Source organism: Streptomyces sp. NPDC032198 (assembly GCF_040636975.1).
In the GTDB taxonomy this organism is placed as follows: domain Bacteria; phylum Actinomycetota; class Actinomycetes; order Streptomycetales; family Streptomycetaceae; genus Streptomyces.
The window spans coordinates 122,359-136,002 of record NZ_JBEZVL010000004.1 but is presented as its reverse complement, the minus strand read 5'-3'; the positions used below and the strand labels follow the sequence as shown (position 1 = coordinate 136,002).

General features: G+C 69.9%; 13 protein-coding genes. 10 read left to right on the top strand and 3 right to left on the bottom strand.

Annotation, left to right across the window (positions count from 1 at the left end; genetic code table 11):
* Window positions 1-71: 71 nt before the first annotated feature.
* Together AB0E78_RS11545 and AB0E78_RS11540 are read right to left on the bottom strand one after the other, a co-directional pair.
* Complete coding sequence (locus tag AB0E78_RS11545) at window positions 72-1,655, bottom strand: FMN-binding glutamate synthase family protein (RefSeq protein ID WP_361830713.1); 1,584 nt, start codon at window positions 1,653-1,655, stop codon at window positions 72-74.
* A gap of 101 nt (window positions 1,656-1,756) precedes the next feature.
* Window positions 1,757-2,686 carry an alpha/beta hydrolase gene (locus AB0E78_RS11540; RefSeq protein ID WP_361830711.1) on the bottom strand — a complete coding sequence of 310 codons (930 nt, stop codon included), beginning with the start codon at window positions 2,684-2,686 and terminating at the stop codon, window positions 1,757-1,759.
* A 57-nt stretch (window positions 2,687-2,743) separates the two neighbouring features.
* On the opposite strand from AB0E78_RS11540, the gene AB0E78_RS11535 reads away from it, so the two are divergent.
* From AB0E78_RS11535 to AB0E78_RS11510, 6 genes are all read left to right on the top strand, one after another.
* Complete coding sequence (locus AB0E78_RS11535) at window positions 2,744-3,391, top strand: helix-turn-helix domain-containing protein (RefSeq protein ID WP_361830710.1); 648 nt, start codon at window positions 2,744-2,746, stop codon at window positions 3,389-3,391.
* 112 nt (window positions 3,392-3,503) lie between these two features.
* Window positions 3,504-4,001 (top strand): cupin domain-containing protein, encoded by a 498-nt coding sequence (locus AB0E78_RS11530; RefSeq protein ID WP_361830708.1) that lies wholly within the window; start codon window positions 3,504-3,506, stop codon window positions 3,999-4,001.
* 234 nt (window positions 4,002-4,235) lie between these two features.
* On the top strand, window positions 4,236-4,751 hold the full coding sequence (locus AB0E78_RS11525) for a hypothetical protein (protein WP_361830707.1): 516 nt from the start codon (window positions 4,236-4,238) through the stop codon (window positions 4,749-4,751).
* A gap of 25 nt (window positions 4,752-4,776) precedes the next feature.
* On the top strand, window positions 4,777-5,280 hold the full coding sequence (locus AB0E78_RS11520) for a GNAT family N-acetyltransferase (protein ID WP_361830706.1): 504 nt from the start codon (window positions 4,777-4,779) through the stop codon (window positions 5,278-5,280).
* A gap of 526 nt (window positions 5,281-5,806) precedes the next feature.
* A complete protein-coding gene (locus AB0E78_RS11515; protein WP_361830704.1) occupies window positions 5,807-7,735 on the top strand; it encodes an RICIN domain-containing protein in 1,929 nt (642 codons plus the stop codon).
* 60 nt (window positions 7,736-7,795) lie between these two features.
* The gene (locus AB0E78_RS11510; RefSeq protein WP_361830702.1) at window positions 7,796-8,878 is read left to right on the top strand and encodes a hypothetical protein; all 1,083 of its coding nucleotides are present in this window, start codon (window positions 7,796-7,798) and stop codon (window positions 8,876-8,878) included.
* Window positions 8,879-9,028: 150 nt separating this feature from the next.
* On the opposite strand, the gene AB0E78_RS11505 is transcribed toward AB0E78_RS11510, so the two are convergent.
* The gene (locus AB0E78_RS11505; protein WP_361830701.1) at window positions 9,029-9,859 is read right to left on the bottom strand and encodes a hypothetical protein; all 831 of its coding nucleotides are present in this window, start codon (window positions 9,857-9,859) and stop codon (window positions 9,029-9,031) included.
* Window positions 9,860-9,992: 133 nt separating this feature from the next.
* On the opposite strand from AB0E78_RS11505, the gene AB0E78_RS11500 reads away from it, so the two are divergent.
* From AB0E78_RS11500 to AB0E78_RS11485, 4 genes are all read left to right on the top strand, one after another.
* A complete protein-coding gene (locus AB0E78_RS11500; protein WP_361830699.1) occupies window positions 9,993-10,514 on the top strand; it encodes a GNAT family N-acetyltransferase in 522 nt (173 codons plus the stop codon).
* 206 nt (window positions 10,515-10,720) lie between these two features.
* Window positions 10,721-11,512 carry an SDR family NAD(P)-dependent oxidoreductase gene (locus AB0E78_RS11495; RefSeq protein WP_361831726.1) on the top strand — a complete coding sequence of 264 codons (792 nt, stop codon included), beginning with the start codon at window positions 10,721-10,723 and terminating at the stop codon, window positions 11,510-11,512.
* 82 nt (window positions 11,513-11,594) lie between these two features.
* Window positions 11,595-12,740 carry a galactonate dehydratase gene (gene dgoD / locus AB0E78_RS11490; RefSeq protein ID WP_361830698.1) on the top strand — a complete coding sequence of 382 codons (1,146 nt, stop codon included), beginning with the start codon at window positions 11,595-11,597 and terminating at the stop codon, window positions 12,738-12,740.
* Between the two features lie 38 nt (window positions 12,741-12,778).
* Window positions 12,779-13,639: an AraC family transcriptional regulator gene (locus AB0E78_RS11485; RefSeq protein WP_361830696.1), complete on the top strand. Its 861-nt coding sequence runs from the start codon at window positions 12,779-12,781 to the stop codon at window positions 13,637-13,639.
* Window positions 13,640-13,644: the final 5 nt, after the last annotated feature.

Genomic DNA, 13,644 nt, shown 5'->3' with positions numbered 1-13,644 from the left:
AGAGTTCGAGACGTTCGAGACGGTGGGTAAGGGCGGCGGTCAGGGGGGCGGTGACGGCAGGGATGTGGTCGTCAGACGGCGAAGGTGTCCGGATCCGCCGCCCGCCAGTCGGCGGCCCAGCTCTCGGGCGGCGCGGCGAGCAGTTCGCCGGGGGACAGCCACTCGTACAGCTCGGCGTAGGACCGGAACTCGCCGTGGTCCTCGCGCCGCCGCAGCAGATGCGGGCCCAGTTCCGCGGTGTCGCGGACGCCCATGGCGGCCATGATCTGCAGGGCGCTGTGGACGGTGGCCTGTTGGTAGCGCGTGACGCGTGCGGCCTTGTCGACGACGTCGAGGGCGCGGGCCCGGTGCGGGTCCTGGGTGGTGACGCCGGTCGGGCAGCGGTTGGTGTGACAGCGCTGGGCCTGGATGCAGCCGACGGCGAACATCATGGCGCGGGCCGCGTTGGTGTAATCGGCGCCCAGGAGAAGGCGCTTGACGATGTCGGTGCCCGTCGCGACCTTGCCGCTGGCGCCGATGCGGATCCTCTCCCGCAGGCCCGCGCCGGTCAGGGCGCTGTGCACGGTGAAGAGGCCTTCGCTGAGCGGCATCCCGAGGTGGTCGGCGAATTCCAGCGGTGCCGCTCCCGTGCCGCCCTCCGCACCGTCCACGACGATGAAGTCCGGGGTGATCCCTTCGTCCGCCATGGCCTTGCACACGGCGAGGAACTGGGTCCGCGATCCGGGGCACAGCTTGAAGCCCACCGGCTTGCCGTTCGTCAGCTCCCGCATCCGGGCGAGGAACCGGACGAGTTCACGCGGGGTGGAGAAGACGCGGTGGTACGGCGGCGAGACGACGGTCTCACCTTCGGGCACGCCACGCACGGAGGCGATCTCGGCGTTGACCTTGCTGCCGGGCAGGACGCCCCCGATCCCCGGTTTCGCGCCCTGCGACAGCTTCAGCGAGACACAGCGCACGGAAGGGTGGGCGGCCTTCTCGGCGAACTGCCGCGCGTCGAACTCCCCGTCACGGGTGCGGCAGCCGAAGTAGCCGGTGCCGATCTCCCAGACGAGGTCGCCGCCGGGCCGCAGATGATGGGTGGACAGGCCGCCCTCGCCGGTGTCGTGGGCGAAGCCGCCGCGTGCCGCGCCCGTGTTCAGAGCCACGACGGCGTTGGAGGAGAGCGAGCCGAAGCTCATCGCGGACACGTTCAGGAGGGCCATGTCGTACGGCTCGGTGCAGTCGGGGCCGCCTATCCGGACGCGGGGCGGCTCGTCGGGCACGGCCACCGGCGCCATGGACGGCACGAGGAACTCGTAGCCGCGGGCGTCCATGTCGCGCTCGCTGCCGAACGGTTCCTCGGCGGCGACCCCCTTGGCCCGCTCGTAGACGATGCTGCGGGTGTCGCGGTCGTAGGGCCTGCCGTCGTAGTTGCGCTCCACGAAGTACTGCTGCAGTTCCGGGCGGAGCGTTTCCATGAGGAACCGCAGATGGCCGAGCACGGGGTAGTTCCGCAGCACCGAGTGCCGCCTCTGCACCAGGTCGTAGACACCGGTCAGCGCCACGACCAGGAGAGGAGCGGCGGCGAACCACCACCATGGGGATACCAGGAGGGCGAGGAGCACACCGCCCACTGTGCATGCGATCAGCAGGCCCACCGTTGCGAAACGCGTCATGCACGTCGTGTGACCTGATTTCAGCTGGTCACACGTTTCTGTGATCAACGCGTCGTTGAGTGCGCGCGGGCTGGTTGCGCGCGGGTGCCTGTTGCCTGCAGTTACTTGAGGAACGCCGCGGTGGTCGCCACGAACCGCTCGGCGTCGTCGAGCCAGGGATAGTGTCCTGCCGCCGGCTGCACCACGAACGTCGTGTCGCGAAACAGCTCCGCGAACTCCGCCACGGCTCGCGGCGGGCTGTTCATGTCGAACTCTCCGGTGAGCAGCAGCACCGGCATCTCACAGCTCGCGAGCCCCGCACGCGTGGCCTCCGCGTCGAAGGCACCCTCGGCGGCGAAGCCGGCGACAGCCTCCTTGTTCTCCGGCTGACTGGTGGCGTGGTGCTGCCGTGCGGCGGAGTCCCACCGGCCGTAGAAGAAGGGGCTGATGGCATCCCAGTCCGTGCCGGTGCCTTCGGTGATCGCCTCCAGGGCGGCGAACGCGGATGGGAACCATGGCTCGCCCTTCCGTGACAGCGCGAGCTCACGTCGCATCTCACCAGGGATGGTGAGGCCGACGGCCCGGGTGCCGGGGCCGATCAGCGCGAGCCTGCTGACCCTGGTGGGGTGGCGGGCCGCGTATTGCGTCGCGATGTTCGCTCCGCCGGAATGGCCGAGCAGGTTCATCCGGCGGAGCCCGAGGTGCTCGCGCAGGGCCTCGACGTCGTCGACGAGCCGGTCGCACCGGTAGGAGGAGGGGTCCTCGGGAAGCGCGGACCGGCCGGTGCCGCGGGTGTCCAGGACGATCAGCTGCCGGTGCGCGGACAGGCCACCGAGGTCGCCGAGATAGCGCGAGTCGGCGGGGCCGCCGGGGACGCAGACAACGGGGCCGCGGTCGTCATGCGCTTCGTCGTGGGCCTCTCCGTATACGCGGTAGGCGAGCCGGGTTCCGTCGGACGCGACGTACGCGGACGAGGACTCGGGCGAGGAGGACCGGGGCGAGGAGGACTCAGATGCGGAGTAGGTGGGCATGACGGGGATACTGGCACTCATAACCGTGTTATACAACCCGGTTATGCCGTCGAGCGTGCCGAGCTGTATAACCGACCCATGGCGGGTAACGAGGACACTCACGAGGGCTCAGGGGCGCTGACCGAGGGGCAGGCCGAGCGGATGCTGGCCGGAATGAACGAGGTCATCCGTGCGGGCGAGGAGATGCGGAAGCTGCGGGCGGAGATGATCAAGCTGTTCGTCGACCTCGGCTGGACGCAGGACAGGATCGCCGAGCTCGCGGACATGAGTCAGCCCGCCGTGTCCAAGCAGGTGGCGAAGTACAGGACGAGCGGTGAGCACAAGGCGGGCGGCGACCGGCTGCCGTCGATGGAGCTCCACCTCGACCAGCGAGACCAGCCGTGGCTCGAAGGGCGGCTGTGGGGCGTTGCCGAGGTGGTCTCCGAGACCCTGGACGACAGCGCGCACTGCACCAACTACGTGAATGCGCTGGGCCGGGGCAAGAAGCGCTTCACGCCGCAGAACGTGGACGAGCTGCGGCGCCTCCTCGAAGCGGACCTGAGGGAGCATCAGGCTCAACTGCCGGGCGGCTGCCGGGGCGCGTACGACGAGATCAGCCGCCGCCTCGACGTCCCCGCGAAGGCGAAGGCGACCGCCACCGCTGCTACCGGCTCGGCCTCCGTGCGGCGGGCAATCGCCCATGAGATCCAGCGGGATCGGCTCGGAAACAGCGGGCTCAGTACGTGAATTGACCCTCTTTTCCAGCACTGAATTGCACTCGGGTGAGGGTCTTTCGGAACCATAAAGTGGTGTTCACAACGAGGCGAGAGACCGCCGCGGAACCGAAGGGGACACCACCATGAACAGCAACAACGCGGACTTCGCCGCCCACCTCACCCGCGCGTCGGAGGCCGAGACCAGCGCCGACCCGAGCAGCGTCATGACCCTGCTGGCCGACACGGACGGGCCGGGCGGCGGCTTCACCACCTACCGTTCCACCTTCACCGAGGGAGCCGTCGGCGCTCCCGCGCACTTCCACACCAAGGCCACGGAGCTCTTCTTCGTGATCAGCGGCTCCCTCCAGGTCCTGGTGGGCGACGAGATCACCGTGCTGACCGCCGGTGACTTCCTCGCCGTGCCGCCGCACACCCCGCACGCCTTCGCCGCCGCCCCGGGCTGCGAGGCGGACGTCCTGTTCACCTTTACTCCCGGCATGGCCCGCTTCGACTACCTGCGTCTGCTCGGCAGCGTGATGCGCGGTGAGACCGACCCGAAGAAGATCGCGGAATCCTCGGAGCGTTACGACAACCACTACGTGGACAGCCCCGTCTGGCGCGAGGCACTCGCGGCGTCGTGAACGCGCGCGCCGACCCCGCGGAAAAGCGCTTCGTCCGGTGATGGGGTAGCGGGCCTGGAAAAGCGGAGGCGCGGGTAGCGGGCGGCGCGGGAGACTGGGGGTGTGTTGATCATGGATGCCGTACTGGAGACCTATGAGGCCAGGGACTTTGCTCTCTGGCCTGTCTCCGAACCCGTTGAGGACCCTCTTCTGAGTCTGTCCGGTGGGCTGTCGTCGCGTCAGGTCGGTACGGCCATGGCGGTCTTGACCAGCTACAACAAAGGGCGCCGTACCCGTGGGGAGCGCATCGCCGGAGACGGCGTGGAACAGGTACGCCGTCTGCTGACGGCCGAGTGTGTCGTGGCGCCAGGCGGTCTGCGGGTCCGGGACACCGCCACCGGGGTCACGGCGTCGCCCGGTTGCTGTTTCGGGCTGGAGAACTGGCGGGACTGGCTCGGCCTGGTGGAGGGTGGCGTGCCCTGGCTCGGCCATGATCCCGAGCCGCGTGCCGAGCACGTGGGGGCGATAGTCCGGCTGTGGCCCGACGCGGCCCGTCAGGAAGGGCTCCCCATCGACATCCCTCGGGCGGAGCTGCGCGAACTCCTGGGCTCCGTCCGGGACGACCTCGCAGGGTTCCTGAAGTCCGTGGAACGGTGGGCTTCCGGCGGCTTCGCGCCCGTCACGGCTGCCCTGGTCGCGAGGCTCGACGAGAGCCTGGACGTGTCCGCGCCGCTGGACTGGTCGCCCCGGCACTCCAGCGGTCGTCCGTGAGGACCTGTGGGGCAGAGTAGCGCCCATGTCTACCTACGAGACGATGTCGTTCCACCTGGAGACCGAGCGGCTGATACTGCGGCCCTGGGCCGAGTCGGACGCCGCCGAGTTCAGCGCGCTCCTCTCCGAACGCGGCAAGGGGACACCCCCGGTCGAGCGCATCCGGACGTCCATCGCGGAGCTGCTCGCCGCGACGGCGACGACGGGGATCGCCCTGCTGCCCATCCAGCGGCGCGACGAAGGCGACTTCATCGGTTATTGCGGGCTGATCATCGGCCGCTCCACCCTGGAGGAGCCCGAGATCGCCTTTGAGCTGTTCCAGCGAACGCATGGGTGTGGCTACGCCACCGAGGCGGCCGGCGCGGTGCTCGATGCCGCCACGGCGACCGGGCGGAAACGGATCTGGGCGACCGTCGGCACCTGGAACACACCGTCGCTCCGTGTCCTTGAGAAGCTCGGCTTCGAGCAGGATCGCGTGTCCACGGAAGACAGCGGCGAAGTGGCTTGGCTCACCCGCTTGTTGGCGTGACATGGAGTCGGGTCGTGCACCGATGAGTTTCCTGCCCCGCAGATCACCGAGTTCATCAAGCGGGTGAGGGGGTGAGGGGGTGAGGGGGCGAGGGGGGGCGGGCAAAGGGCTGGCAGGGGTGAGCTTGTCGTTCGAGTGACTTGGTGTCGAAAGCGGGTGCGAGTACCGCGGGTAACGTCTGCGTCCTTCTCCGTTCCCGAATGGAAGTCGCTCGAACTTCTTGTTTCCCGCGAGTCGGCTGTGCCAAGGTGAGCTTCCTCGCGCTGAGGCGATGAACAGGCTCACCTTTCTCGTCCGAGATTCGTGCCGCCGACCCAAAAGGTCTTCAGGCTGGCGCATTCGGACGGTTCCGCGGTTTGTCGATCCATTTTCCTGTCTCGGTGAGCCTTAGGTATGCACCAATCAGACGCCCCATTTCGGCGGGTGTGATTTCCGTGCGCCGTCTTGTGGCTTGGAAGGAAAAGGTTCTGTGCAATCCCCGCACCCCCCGCATCCCCCACGCCCCACTCACCCTCCTCGTCCGGGTGTGAACCCCGATGAATCCGACACGAGTCTCGCCGCTCGACTGCGTGGTCGGTCGGAGGGGGAGTCGGATCGCCCCGTCGCGCTCCTGCTCGCGCGGCACTGGCAGGCGACGTACGACTACTCGACCATCTGCCTTGCCGCTCGGTCTGGTTCGGCCTCCATTGTCGCCACGGCGTCCTTCCATCAGGTGCTCGGGCATCTGGCGAGTGGTGAGCCGGGCGGGGCCCTGCGTCCGTACCTCCTGGTGACCGTCCGGGAGACGGTCAGGGAGTGGACCGTCGACGACCGCATATCCGCCCTCATGCCGGAACTCCGCAAACCGACCGGTGGTCGCGGTATGCGGGCGGCGACCTCCATGACACCCGAAAAGCGACGCCTCGCCGCGCGCTCCTTCTGGGCTCTTCCCGGAGTTGCTCAGTGCCTGTTGTGGCACACGGTAGTTGAAGCCGAGCACATATCCATACCCGCCGGTTTGTCGGGCTTGAGCGCCGACCGTGCGACTGTCGCGCTCGAGCAGGCGCGTGAACAATTCCGGGCAGGTATCGTCCGCGGTCACCGCGAACTCGCACCGACCAAGGAATGCCCCCTTTACAACCGAATCCTCGACGTCACGATTCGCCGCGGCGGCGCCTTGCTGCCCGATGCGCGGCAGCATCTGGAGGGGTGCCGCCACTGCCGTGATGTCGCCGATCAACTCGGCTGCTTCGAGCGGGAGTTGGGCACTCTTCTCGCCGAAGCGGTACTCGGCTGGGGTGCCCGTCGCTATCTGGAGTCGCGGCCGGGGCGCGGGGGCGCCCCGAAGCACACGGCAGGGAGCACGGGCCTCGGTGGCAGGCACTCGGGCGGCGGCGGACGGCATCGTCCGGCGTCACACATCGCCCCGCGGGGAGGGCCGTTCGCTTCGGCACGCACACACTCCGGGGCGCTGCGCACCGGAGCGGCCCTGGGAGCCGCCGCCCTCCTCGCGACCGTACTCGTCATCACTCTCTCGTCGGGCGACGACAACAGCGGCGAGACCGAGCCCCCGACCGGGATGACGGGGATGACCGGGAGCCGTGACACCCCTCCGGGTGCTGGCGGCGAGACGCCGTCCGCCGGAGCTTCCGCGACTGCCCCCACACTCACGCCCACACCCACCTCCGCGGAATACCCCGGCAGTTCCGGTCAGGGCAGACTCCGCAATGCGGCGGCGGATCTGTGCCTGGACGTCCGGGGCAAGGTGGAGCCCGGCGCCGAGGCGAAACTGGCGAAGTGCTCGACCGCGGGGAGCCAGCAGTGGTCCTACGACAAGAACGGACTGCTCAGCAGTGTCACTCGTCCCGAACTCTGCCTCGACTCCCACCGGAACGACGGGGTGATCGTCGTCGGCACGTGCGTGGCGCCTTCGGCCGCGCGAGCCGACGAGGTGCGTTACGACCTGACTGTGCTGGGGGAGTTGCTGCCCCGGTGGCACGAACGGCTGGCGGTCGCGCCCGCCTCCGTGCGCAAGGGCGCGGATGTCGTGGTCAAGGTCCGTGACGGGTCGCCGAAGCAGCGCTGGATGCTCGATGACTCGGCGGCCTCTACGGCGCCCAAGGCCGGTCCGACGGCCGGTCCGGGGGTCGGTCCCCATTCCCGCTCGATCAAAGGGAAGAGCGAGCCCTCCCTGAAGCCTTCCTCGAAGCCCTCCCTGAAGGGCGGACCTGACGCGCCGCGCAGGGATGGCCACGCCTGCACCGGCTCGACGACGTGTGAGCCGCTCTCGCCCCACGAGCAGAGGCAGAAGCAGAAGCCGGGGACGGGGGCGGGAGCAGGGTCGGGGTCGGTGGAGAGCCGGAAGACACCGGACTCGCCCCGGCGGGGAGAAGCCGCGGAGCGGTATGCCGAAGCCGGTTGCTGTGAAGTGCCATCGGATGGGGTGTCGACCCCGCCCACTGAAGGCAGTTGGTGACCGCAGGCGCGCGTGGGGGTGCCGCGTGGGCAAGACCGCGGGGTATTTAGGGTCGGGGCCATGACGAAGACCACACCGCCGCGGCCCCTGGACGTCGAGGCGCTCTTCCCGGAGCTCGCCGCGTATCGGGGCACCACCACCCGGCTGCACCCAAGGCCGGGCAGCCCCGATATGGCGGCCAGTTCCGTGGGCGGACCGATGCTGTGGCCGGCGGACGAGCCGTGGCCGGTGTGCACCGAGACTCACCCTCGTAGGAGTGGCCGACGTCCTGCGGACATCCACCGAGGGCGGCAGATCCTGGACCGCGCATGGGCCCGCTCACCGTTCCGGGGCCCCACGGAGGAGGACCGGCAACTCCTGGACGAGCTGAGCCGCAGGCACCGGATACCCGGCCTCTCCGACACGGATCCGCTGCCGCTGGTCGCCCTTGCCCAGCTGTACCGGCGGGACATCCCCGACCTGCCGGCGGGCCCGGATGACTGTGACCTGCTCCAGGTGTTCTGCTGCCCGTTCGACGCGCACGGGCCCACCCGGTACGGCATGCTGCTCCACCTGCGCTGGCGCAGGTCGGCGGAGGTCGGCGACGTGCTGGCCTCACCGCCTCAGCCGCAAGTCGTCGGCTCCGACGGCTATGTGCCCGAGCCTTGCGTGCTGCAGCCGGAGCAGGTGGTCACGTACCCCTTCGCCGGGCTCCTGCCCGAGGACCTGTGCGACAGGATCTACGCCCGGGAGGACGCTCTTGAGGAGGCACTCGAGGAGGAGGCACTCGATGAGGAGGCCGAGCAGGAGGGAACGGAGTACGACAGCGAGGGCGGTGGCGGAGACGACGACGAGCTGATCCGCTACCAGTACGACCTGTCCATCCCACCCGGATGGCGCGTCGGCGGCTTCGCGTCCTGGCACACCACCGATCCTTCCCCCATGGACTGCCTGACGTGCACCGCCCCCATGCGGTTGCTGCTGACCATCGACAGCTCGGAGTGGGACGGCGGCAGCGGAAGCTGGAAGCCGACGGAGGAACGAGACCTGGCCCCGCACCCGTTCGCCACGCCCACCAAGGTCATCGTGGGCCGCGCGGGCGAGGCCAACATCTTCGCCTGCCCCGCCGATCCCGGCCACCCGCACCGCTGGAGCATCCAGTAGGCCGTTGCTGACGTCGCCGACGACCCACCGGTCCGCCTCGCGGGCGAAGCCGATCGCGCCGGCGCTCAGGACTGACTCACCGCCGACGCAGGTCACAGGCTCGCTTTCTCGCGTGCCAGCGAAGCACACCATCCCTGCCGACCGCGAAGGTCAGACGCCCGTGCCGTACAAGGTGGTGCCCACTTCCCGGGCGAGACGCGCCGTCCACCGGACGGTGTCGTCGCGATCTGCCGTACCCGCGACGCCCATGACCGCGACGAGCACACCGCCGGCGCGGACGTGAGCGGCGTACTCGGTGCGGACGCTGCCCTCGTACTCGATCTCGTGGATCTCCAAGTACGCCTCGTCGCCGAGCCCTCGCAGGGGCTCCACGGAGTAGGTCTCGTCCGCCGTGCCCGCCTCCATGTCGGAGGAGAAGGAGCGGCAGTGTCGTCTGATGTCCTGTTCGAGGCGCATGTAGTCGCGGGCCGAGGCCACGGGCAGCGACACGAGATGCTGTACGGCCACCGCCTCGCCCTCGTTGCCGACGACGCGCAGCGTGTGGGCCGCCGTCTCCGTGCCGCGGTAGGTGGCCGGGCCCAGCCAGGCCGGGTTCGCGTCCCCGGGCAGGCAGTACTGCCAATGCTCCCTCCGCTGCTCGCGGTTGCTTGCGAAGGCCATCGTGTATTCGTCGCCGCGCTCCAGATGCCGGCCGAAAGTGGAGTCCGGCAGGAGTGCCTTCTTCAACTCCGCTGCGGTGAAAACCCGTTGGGCGTTCGCGACGGAGTCGCGGCCGGGGGCGGTCGCCGGGCCCGTGGGCGACAGGATCTCGGGGGCGGGGCTCTCCCGCGTACGCGAGGGGGAGGACGAGGACGGCGGGGGCGCGGACGGGGACGCCTTGCCCTGCCCCGCCTGGGTCGTGTCATGGCCGCAGCCCGCGAGAGCCGCCGTGAACACCACCGAGGCCGCCGCAAGCACCGGCACCACGCGTCGTCCGTCCACCGATTCCCTTCCCCCTCATGCGTCAAGCCTCAAGCCTCACGTCTCGAACCAGCCGATCATCGGCCGCGTCAACCTAGCCCAGTTGTTCGGATTTGGCTGGCGGCGTCCATGGAACCGATGACAGACTGCGCCGATGATCGACGTTCTTCCTGGTGGTCTGACGGCACGGCACCTTGTCGAGGGGGATCACCCGCGTGTGCTCGCGGTGCTGGACACGTGGTGGGGCGGTCTGAAAGGGCCAGCAGGGGCGTTGGAACGTTCACTGCTCCTGCCGAGGCTGTACTTCCAGCACTTCACCACCACCAGCTTCGTGGCCGAAGGTGACGAAGGGAAGGTCGCCGCCTTCCTGGTCGGGTTCCTCTCGCAGACCGAGCCCGACGCCGCGTACGTGCACTTCGTCGGTGTCGACCCGCAACTGCACGGGCAGGGCGTCGGGCGAGCCCTGTACCGGGCCTTCTTCGCACTCGCCCGCTCGCACGGACGCCGCTACGTGCACTGCATCACCAGCCCGCAGAACACCGCGTCGCAGGCCTTCCACGCCCGGCTCGGCTTCACGGTCTCGACGCTGAAGCCGGACTACGACGGCCCCGGGCTCGACCGGGTGGCCTTCACCATCGACCTCGACGCGCACCCGGTCCACCTCGCTTCTGAGTGACGCGACCGGCCGGCAACCGGGCCGCAAGGCCGCCCTACCGTCGACAGCCGCGGCAACCTCCGGGGCGCGGCCACTTCGTGATCTCCAGGCCTCCCCGTTGATCGCCCGCGCTACCGTGGGTCGTCTGATGCCGTGTGTGCCGGTGCGAGGGGCGGGAGTTGCCTGTGAGTGCTGAGTCGTCGGGTTCATCGGGTGCGTCGGGTCAGTTGGGTGCGTCGGGTTCATCTGGATCGGGAGAGCCCTCCGGTCGGCGATTCGCCGGTCGTTGCGTCGTCGTCAGCGGGGGAGCGCAGGGGATCGGCGCGGCGACTGCCCGGCGGCTGGCGGCCGAAGGGGCAGGGGTGGTGATCGCCGATGTGGATGTCGAGGAGGGCGAGCGCACCGCACGTTCCATCCGTGAAGAAGGTGGGCATGCGTGCTTCGAGCCCTGTGATGTGGCGGAGGAAGAGTCCTGGGTGCGGGCGGTGGCGGCCGCCCGCACCCGCTTCGGTCCGGTCTCCGGTCTGCTCAGCAATGCCTATATGGTGCGCGGCGGCGCGGCCGACGTGATCGAACCGGCCGACTGGAACCGGCAGTTGGCGGTGATGCTCACCGGCGCGTTCCTCGGCGTACGGGCTTGCCTGAACGACCTGCGTGCCACCCGGGGCGCGGTCGTCTTCGTCTCCTCGGTGCACGCCCTCATGGGTCTGCCAGGACGTCCCGCCTACGCGGCGGCCAAGGCGGGCCTGACCGGCCTGGCCCGTCAGCTCGCGGTGGAGTACGCGCCCGACGTGCGGGTCAACGCCCTTCTGCCGGGGCCCGTCCTGACCCGGGCGTGGGACACGATCGGCGCGCGTGACCGGGAGCGCACCATCGAGCAGACACCGGCGGGCCGACTGGGCCGCCCCGACGAGATCGCGGCGAGCGCGGCGTTCCTGCTGAGCGACGAGGCGTCGTTCGTCACCGGGGCCGGCCTCGTGGTGGACGGCGGATGGAGCGTGTACAAGACGTCCGCCTGAGCTGACCGACCTTCTCGTCCCCTCTTCGGCTGCACCCGGCCCGCTCCGTCATCCGCCGTGCCCCTCAAGGAGGTTGACCCCGATGAAGATCACCCGTATCGAGACGTTCGCAGTGCCGCCCCGCTGGCTGCTGTGCCGCGTGGAGACCGACGAGGGAGTGGTCGGATGGGGCGAGCCGGTGGTCGAGGGGCGCGCGGCCACCGTGCGTACGGCCGTCGGCGAGCTGGCCGAACTCCTCATCGGCAAGGACCCGTCGGGCATCGAGGACCACTGGCAGGTGATGACGAAAGGGTCCTTCTACCGGGGCGGCCCGGTCCTTTCCAGCGCGGTGGCCGGGCTCGACCAGGCGCTGTGGGACATCGCGGGCAAGCGCCTCGGCGTGCCGGTGCACGTGCTCCTCGGCGGCCCGGTCCGTGACCGGGTACGCGCCTACAGCTGGGTGGGCGGTGACAGTCCCGCCCACATCACGGAGCACGTGACGGCCCAGGTCGAGGCGGGCTTCACCGCGGTGAAGATGAACGCGAGCGGCCGCATGAACCGGCTGGCCACCGTCGCCGACGTCGACGACATCGTCACCCGTGCCGCGGCGGCCCGCGAAGTCCTGGGCCCCGGAAGGGACTTCGCACTGGACTTCCACGGCCGTTTCCACGCCGCGAACGCCCGCGGGCTGCTGCCCCACCTGGCCCCGCTCGCGCCCATGTTCGTGGAGGAACCGCTCCTGCCGGAGTACGGTCATCTGCTGCCCGACCTGGTCGCCTCGTCGCCGGTGCCGATCGCCACCGGTGAGCGCCTGTACTCGCGCCAGGACGTGCTGCCGGTCCTGCAGGGCGGCGTCGCGGTCCTGCAGCCCGACCTGTCCCACGCGGGCGGCATCTCCGAGGTCCGGCGCATCGCCTCGCTGGCCGAGACCTTCGACACGCTCATCGCCCCGCACTGCCCGCTGGGCCCGGTGTCGCTGGCGGCGAGCCTCCAGATCGCCGTCAGTGTCCCCAACTTCCTCATCCAGGAACAGTCGATCGGTATCCACTACAACACCGGCGCCGACGTCCTGTCCTACCTCGCCGACACCGAAGTGTTCCGGTTCCATCAAGGTCATATCCTGCGCCCGACCGGGCCTGGGCTCGGCATCGAGATCGACGAGGCGGCGGTGCGTGCGGCCGACGACAGCGAGGCCGACTGGCACAACCCGGTGTGGCGGCACGAGGACGGCTCGTTCGCCGAGTGGTGAGGGCGGCGGGGGAGCGGGACGCAGGTAGCTTGGTAGGCGTGGACCCTGTTCTGCACGAGGGTGACCGCCTGCACGAAGGTGACCACCTCTACGAGGGTGACCGCCTGCGCGGGTGGGAGGTCGCGCGCCCGCGCCGCGCGGCGCCGCTCGACGGCGTGGAGATCGCCGGATTCCGCGACCGGGCGGCGGCCGGGCTGGACCTGCGGGTCTTCCCCCAACCGGTCCTGACGATCGTCATCGAACTCGGCGACGACGCTCTGGTCGTCGAGAACACCGGCGGCAGCAGGGCGCTGTGGAGTCTGGCCGCCGGAATGTCGCCGGGGGCGGTCCGCGTCCGCGCGGAGCGCGTGGACTGCGTGGAGGTACACATGTCCCCGGTGAGCGCCTACTCGCTCCTGGGCGTCTCACCCACCGACCTGCACGGCGGCGTGTTCAGCCTGGGAGAGCTGTGGGGGCGTCATGAGCCCCGCCTCCGCGAGCAGTTGACCACCGCCAAGGAGTGGGACGACCGCTTCGCGCTGCTGGCCGACTTCCTGGTGCGCCGCCATGCGTCGGCGCCGTCGATGGACCCGGAGGTCGTGGTGAGTTGGGAGCGCATCGTCTCCCGCCGGGGCCAGGTACGGGTCGGCGACCTGGCGGTGTTGTGCGGGTGGAGCCGCAAGAGGCTGTGGTCGAGGTTCACCGCCCAGGTGGGCCTCACGCCCAAGCGCGCCGCCATGCTCGTACGGTTCGACCGCGCCGTCCGAGGCCTTTCGACGGGGCGCGGCGCGGCCGAGGTCGCCGTGGTGTGTGGCTACGCGGACCAGTCCCACCTGCACCGGGACGTCGTGGCTTTCGCCGGCTGCACGCCGGGCGCACTGGGGCCGCGGGTGGACGCGGACCCCGCGTCCACGACGTGAGGTGC

What these genes read in the sequence shown, in the direction of transcription:
- AB0E78_RS11540 (WP_361830711.1), bottom strand. Translation starts at nt 2,686, where the DNA reads ATGAGTGCCAGTATCCCCGTCATGCCCACCTACTCCGCATCTGAGTCC.
- AB0E78_RS11545 (WP_361830713.1), bottom strand. Translation starts at nt 1,655, where the DNA reads ATGACGCGTTTCGCAACGGTGGGCCTGCTGATCGCATGCACAGTGGGC.
- AB0E78_RS11520 (WP_361830706.1), top strand. Translation starts at nt 4,777, where the DNA reads ATGTCTACCTACGAGACGATGTCGTTCCACCTGGAGACCGAGCGGCTG.
- AB0E78_RS11510 (WP_361830702.1), top strand. Translation starts at nt 7,796, where the DNA reads ATGACGAAGACCACACCGCCGCGGCCCCTGGACGTCGAGGCGCTCTTC.
- AB0E78_RS11525 (WP_361830707.1), top strand. Translation starts at nt 4,236, where the DNA reads ATGGCGGTCTTGACCAGCTACAACAAAGGGCGCCGTACCCGTGGGGAG.
- AB0E78_RS11530 (WP_361830708.1), top strand. Translation starts at nt 3,504, where the DNA reads ATGAACAGCAACAACGCGGACTTCGCCGCCCACCTCACCCGCGCGTCG.
- AB0E78_RS11535 (WP_361830710.1), top strand. Translation starts at nt 2,744, where the DNA reads ATGGCGGGTAACGAGGACACTCACGAGGGCTCAGGGGCGCTGACCGAG.
- dgoD (WP_361830698.1), top strand. Translation starts at nt 11,595, where the DNA reads ATGAAGATCACCCGTATCGAGACGTTCGCAGTGCCGCCCCGCTGGCTG.
- AB0E78_RS11500 (WP_361830699.1), top strand. Translation starts at nt 9,993, where the DNA reads ATGATCGACGTTCTTCCTGGTGGTCTGACGGCACGGCACCTTGTCGAG.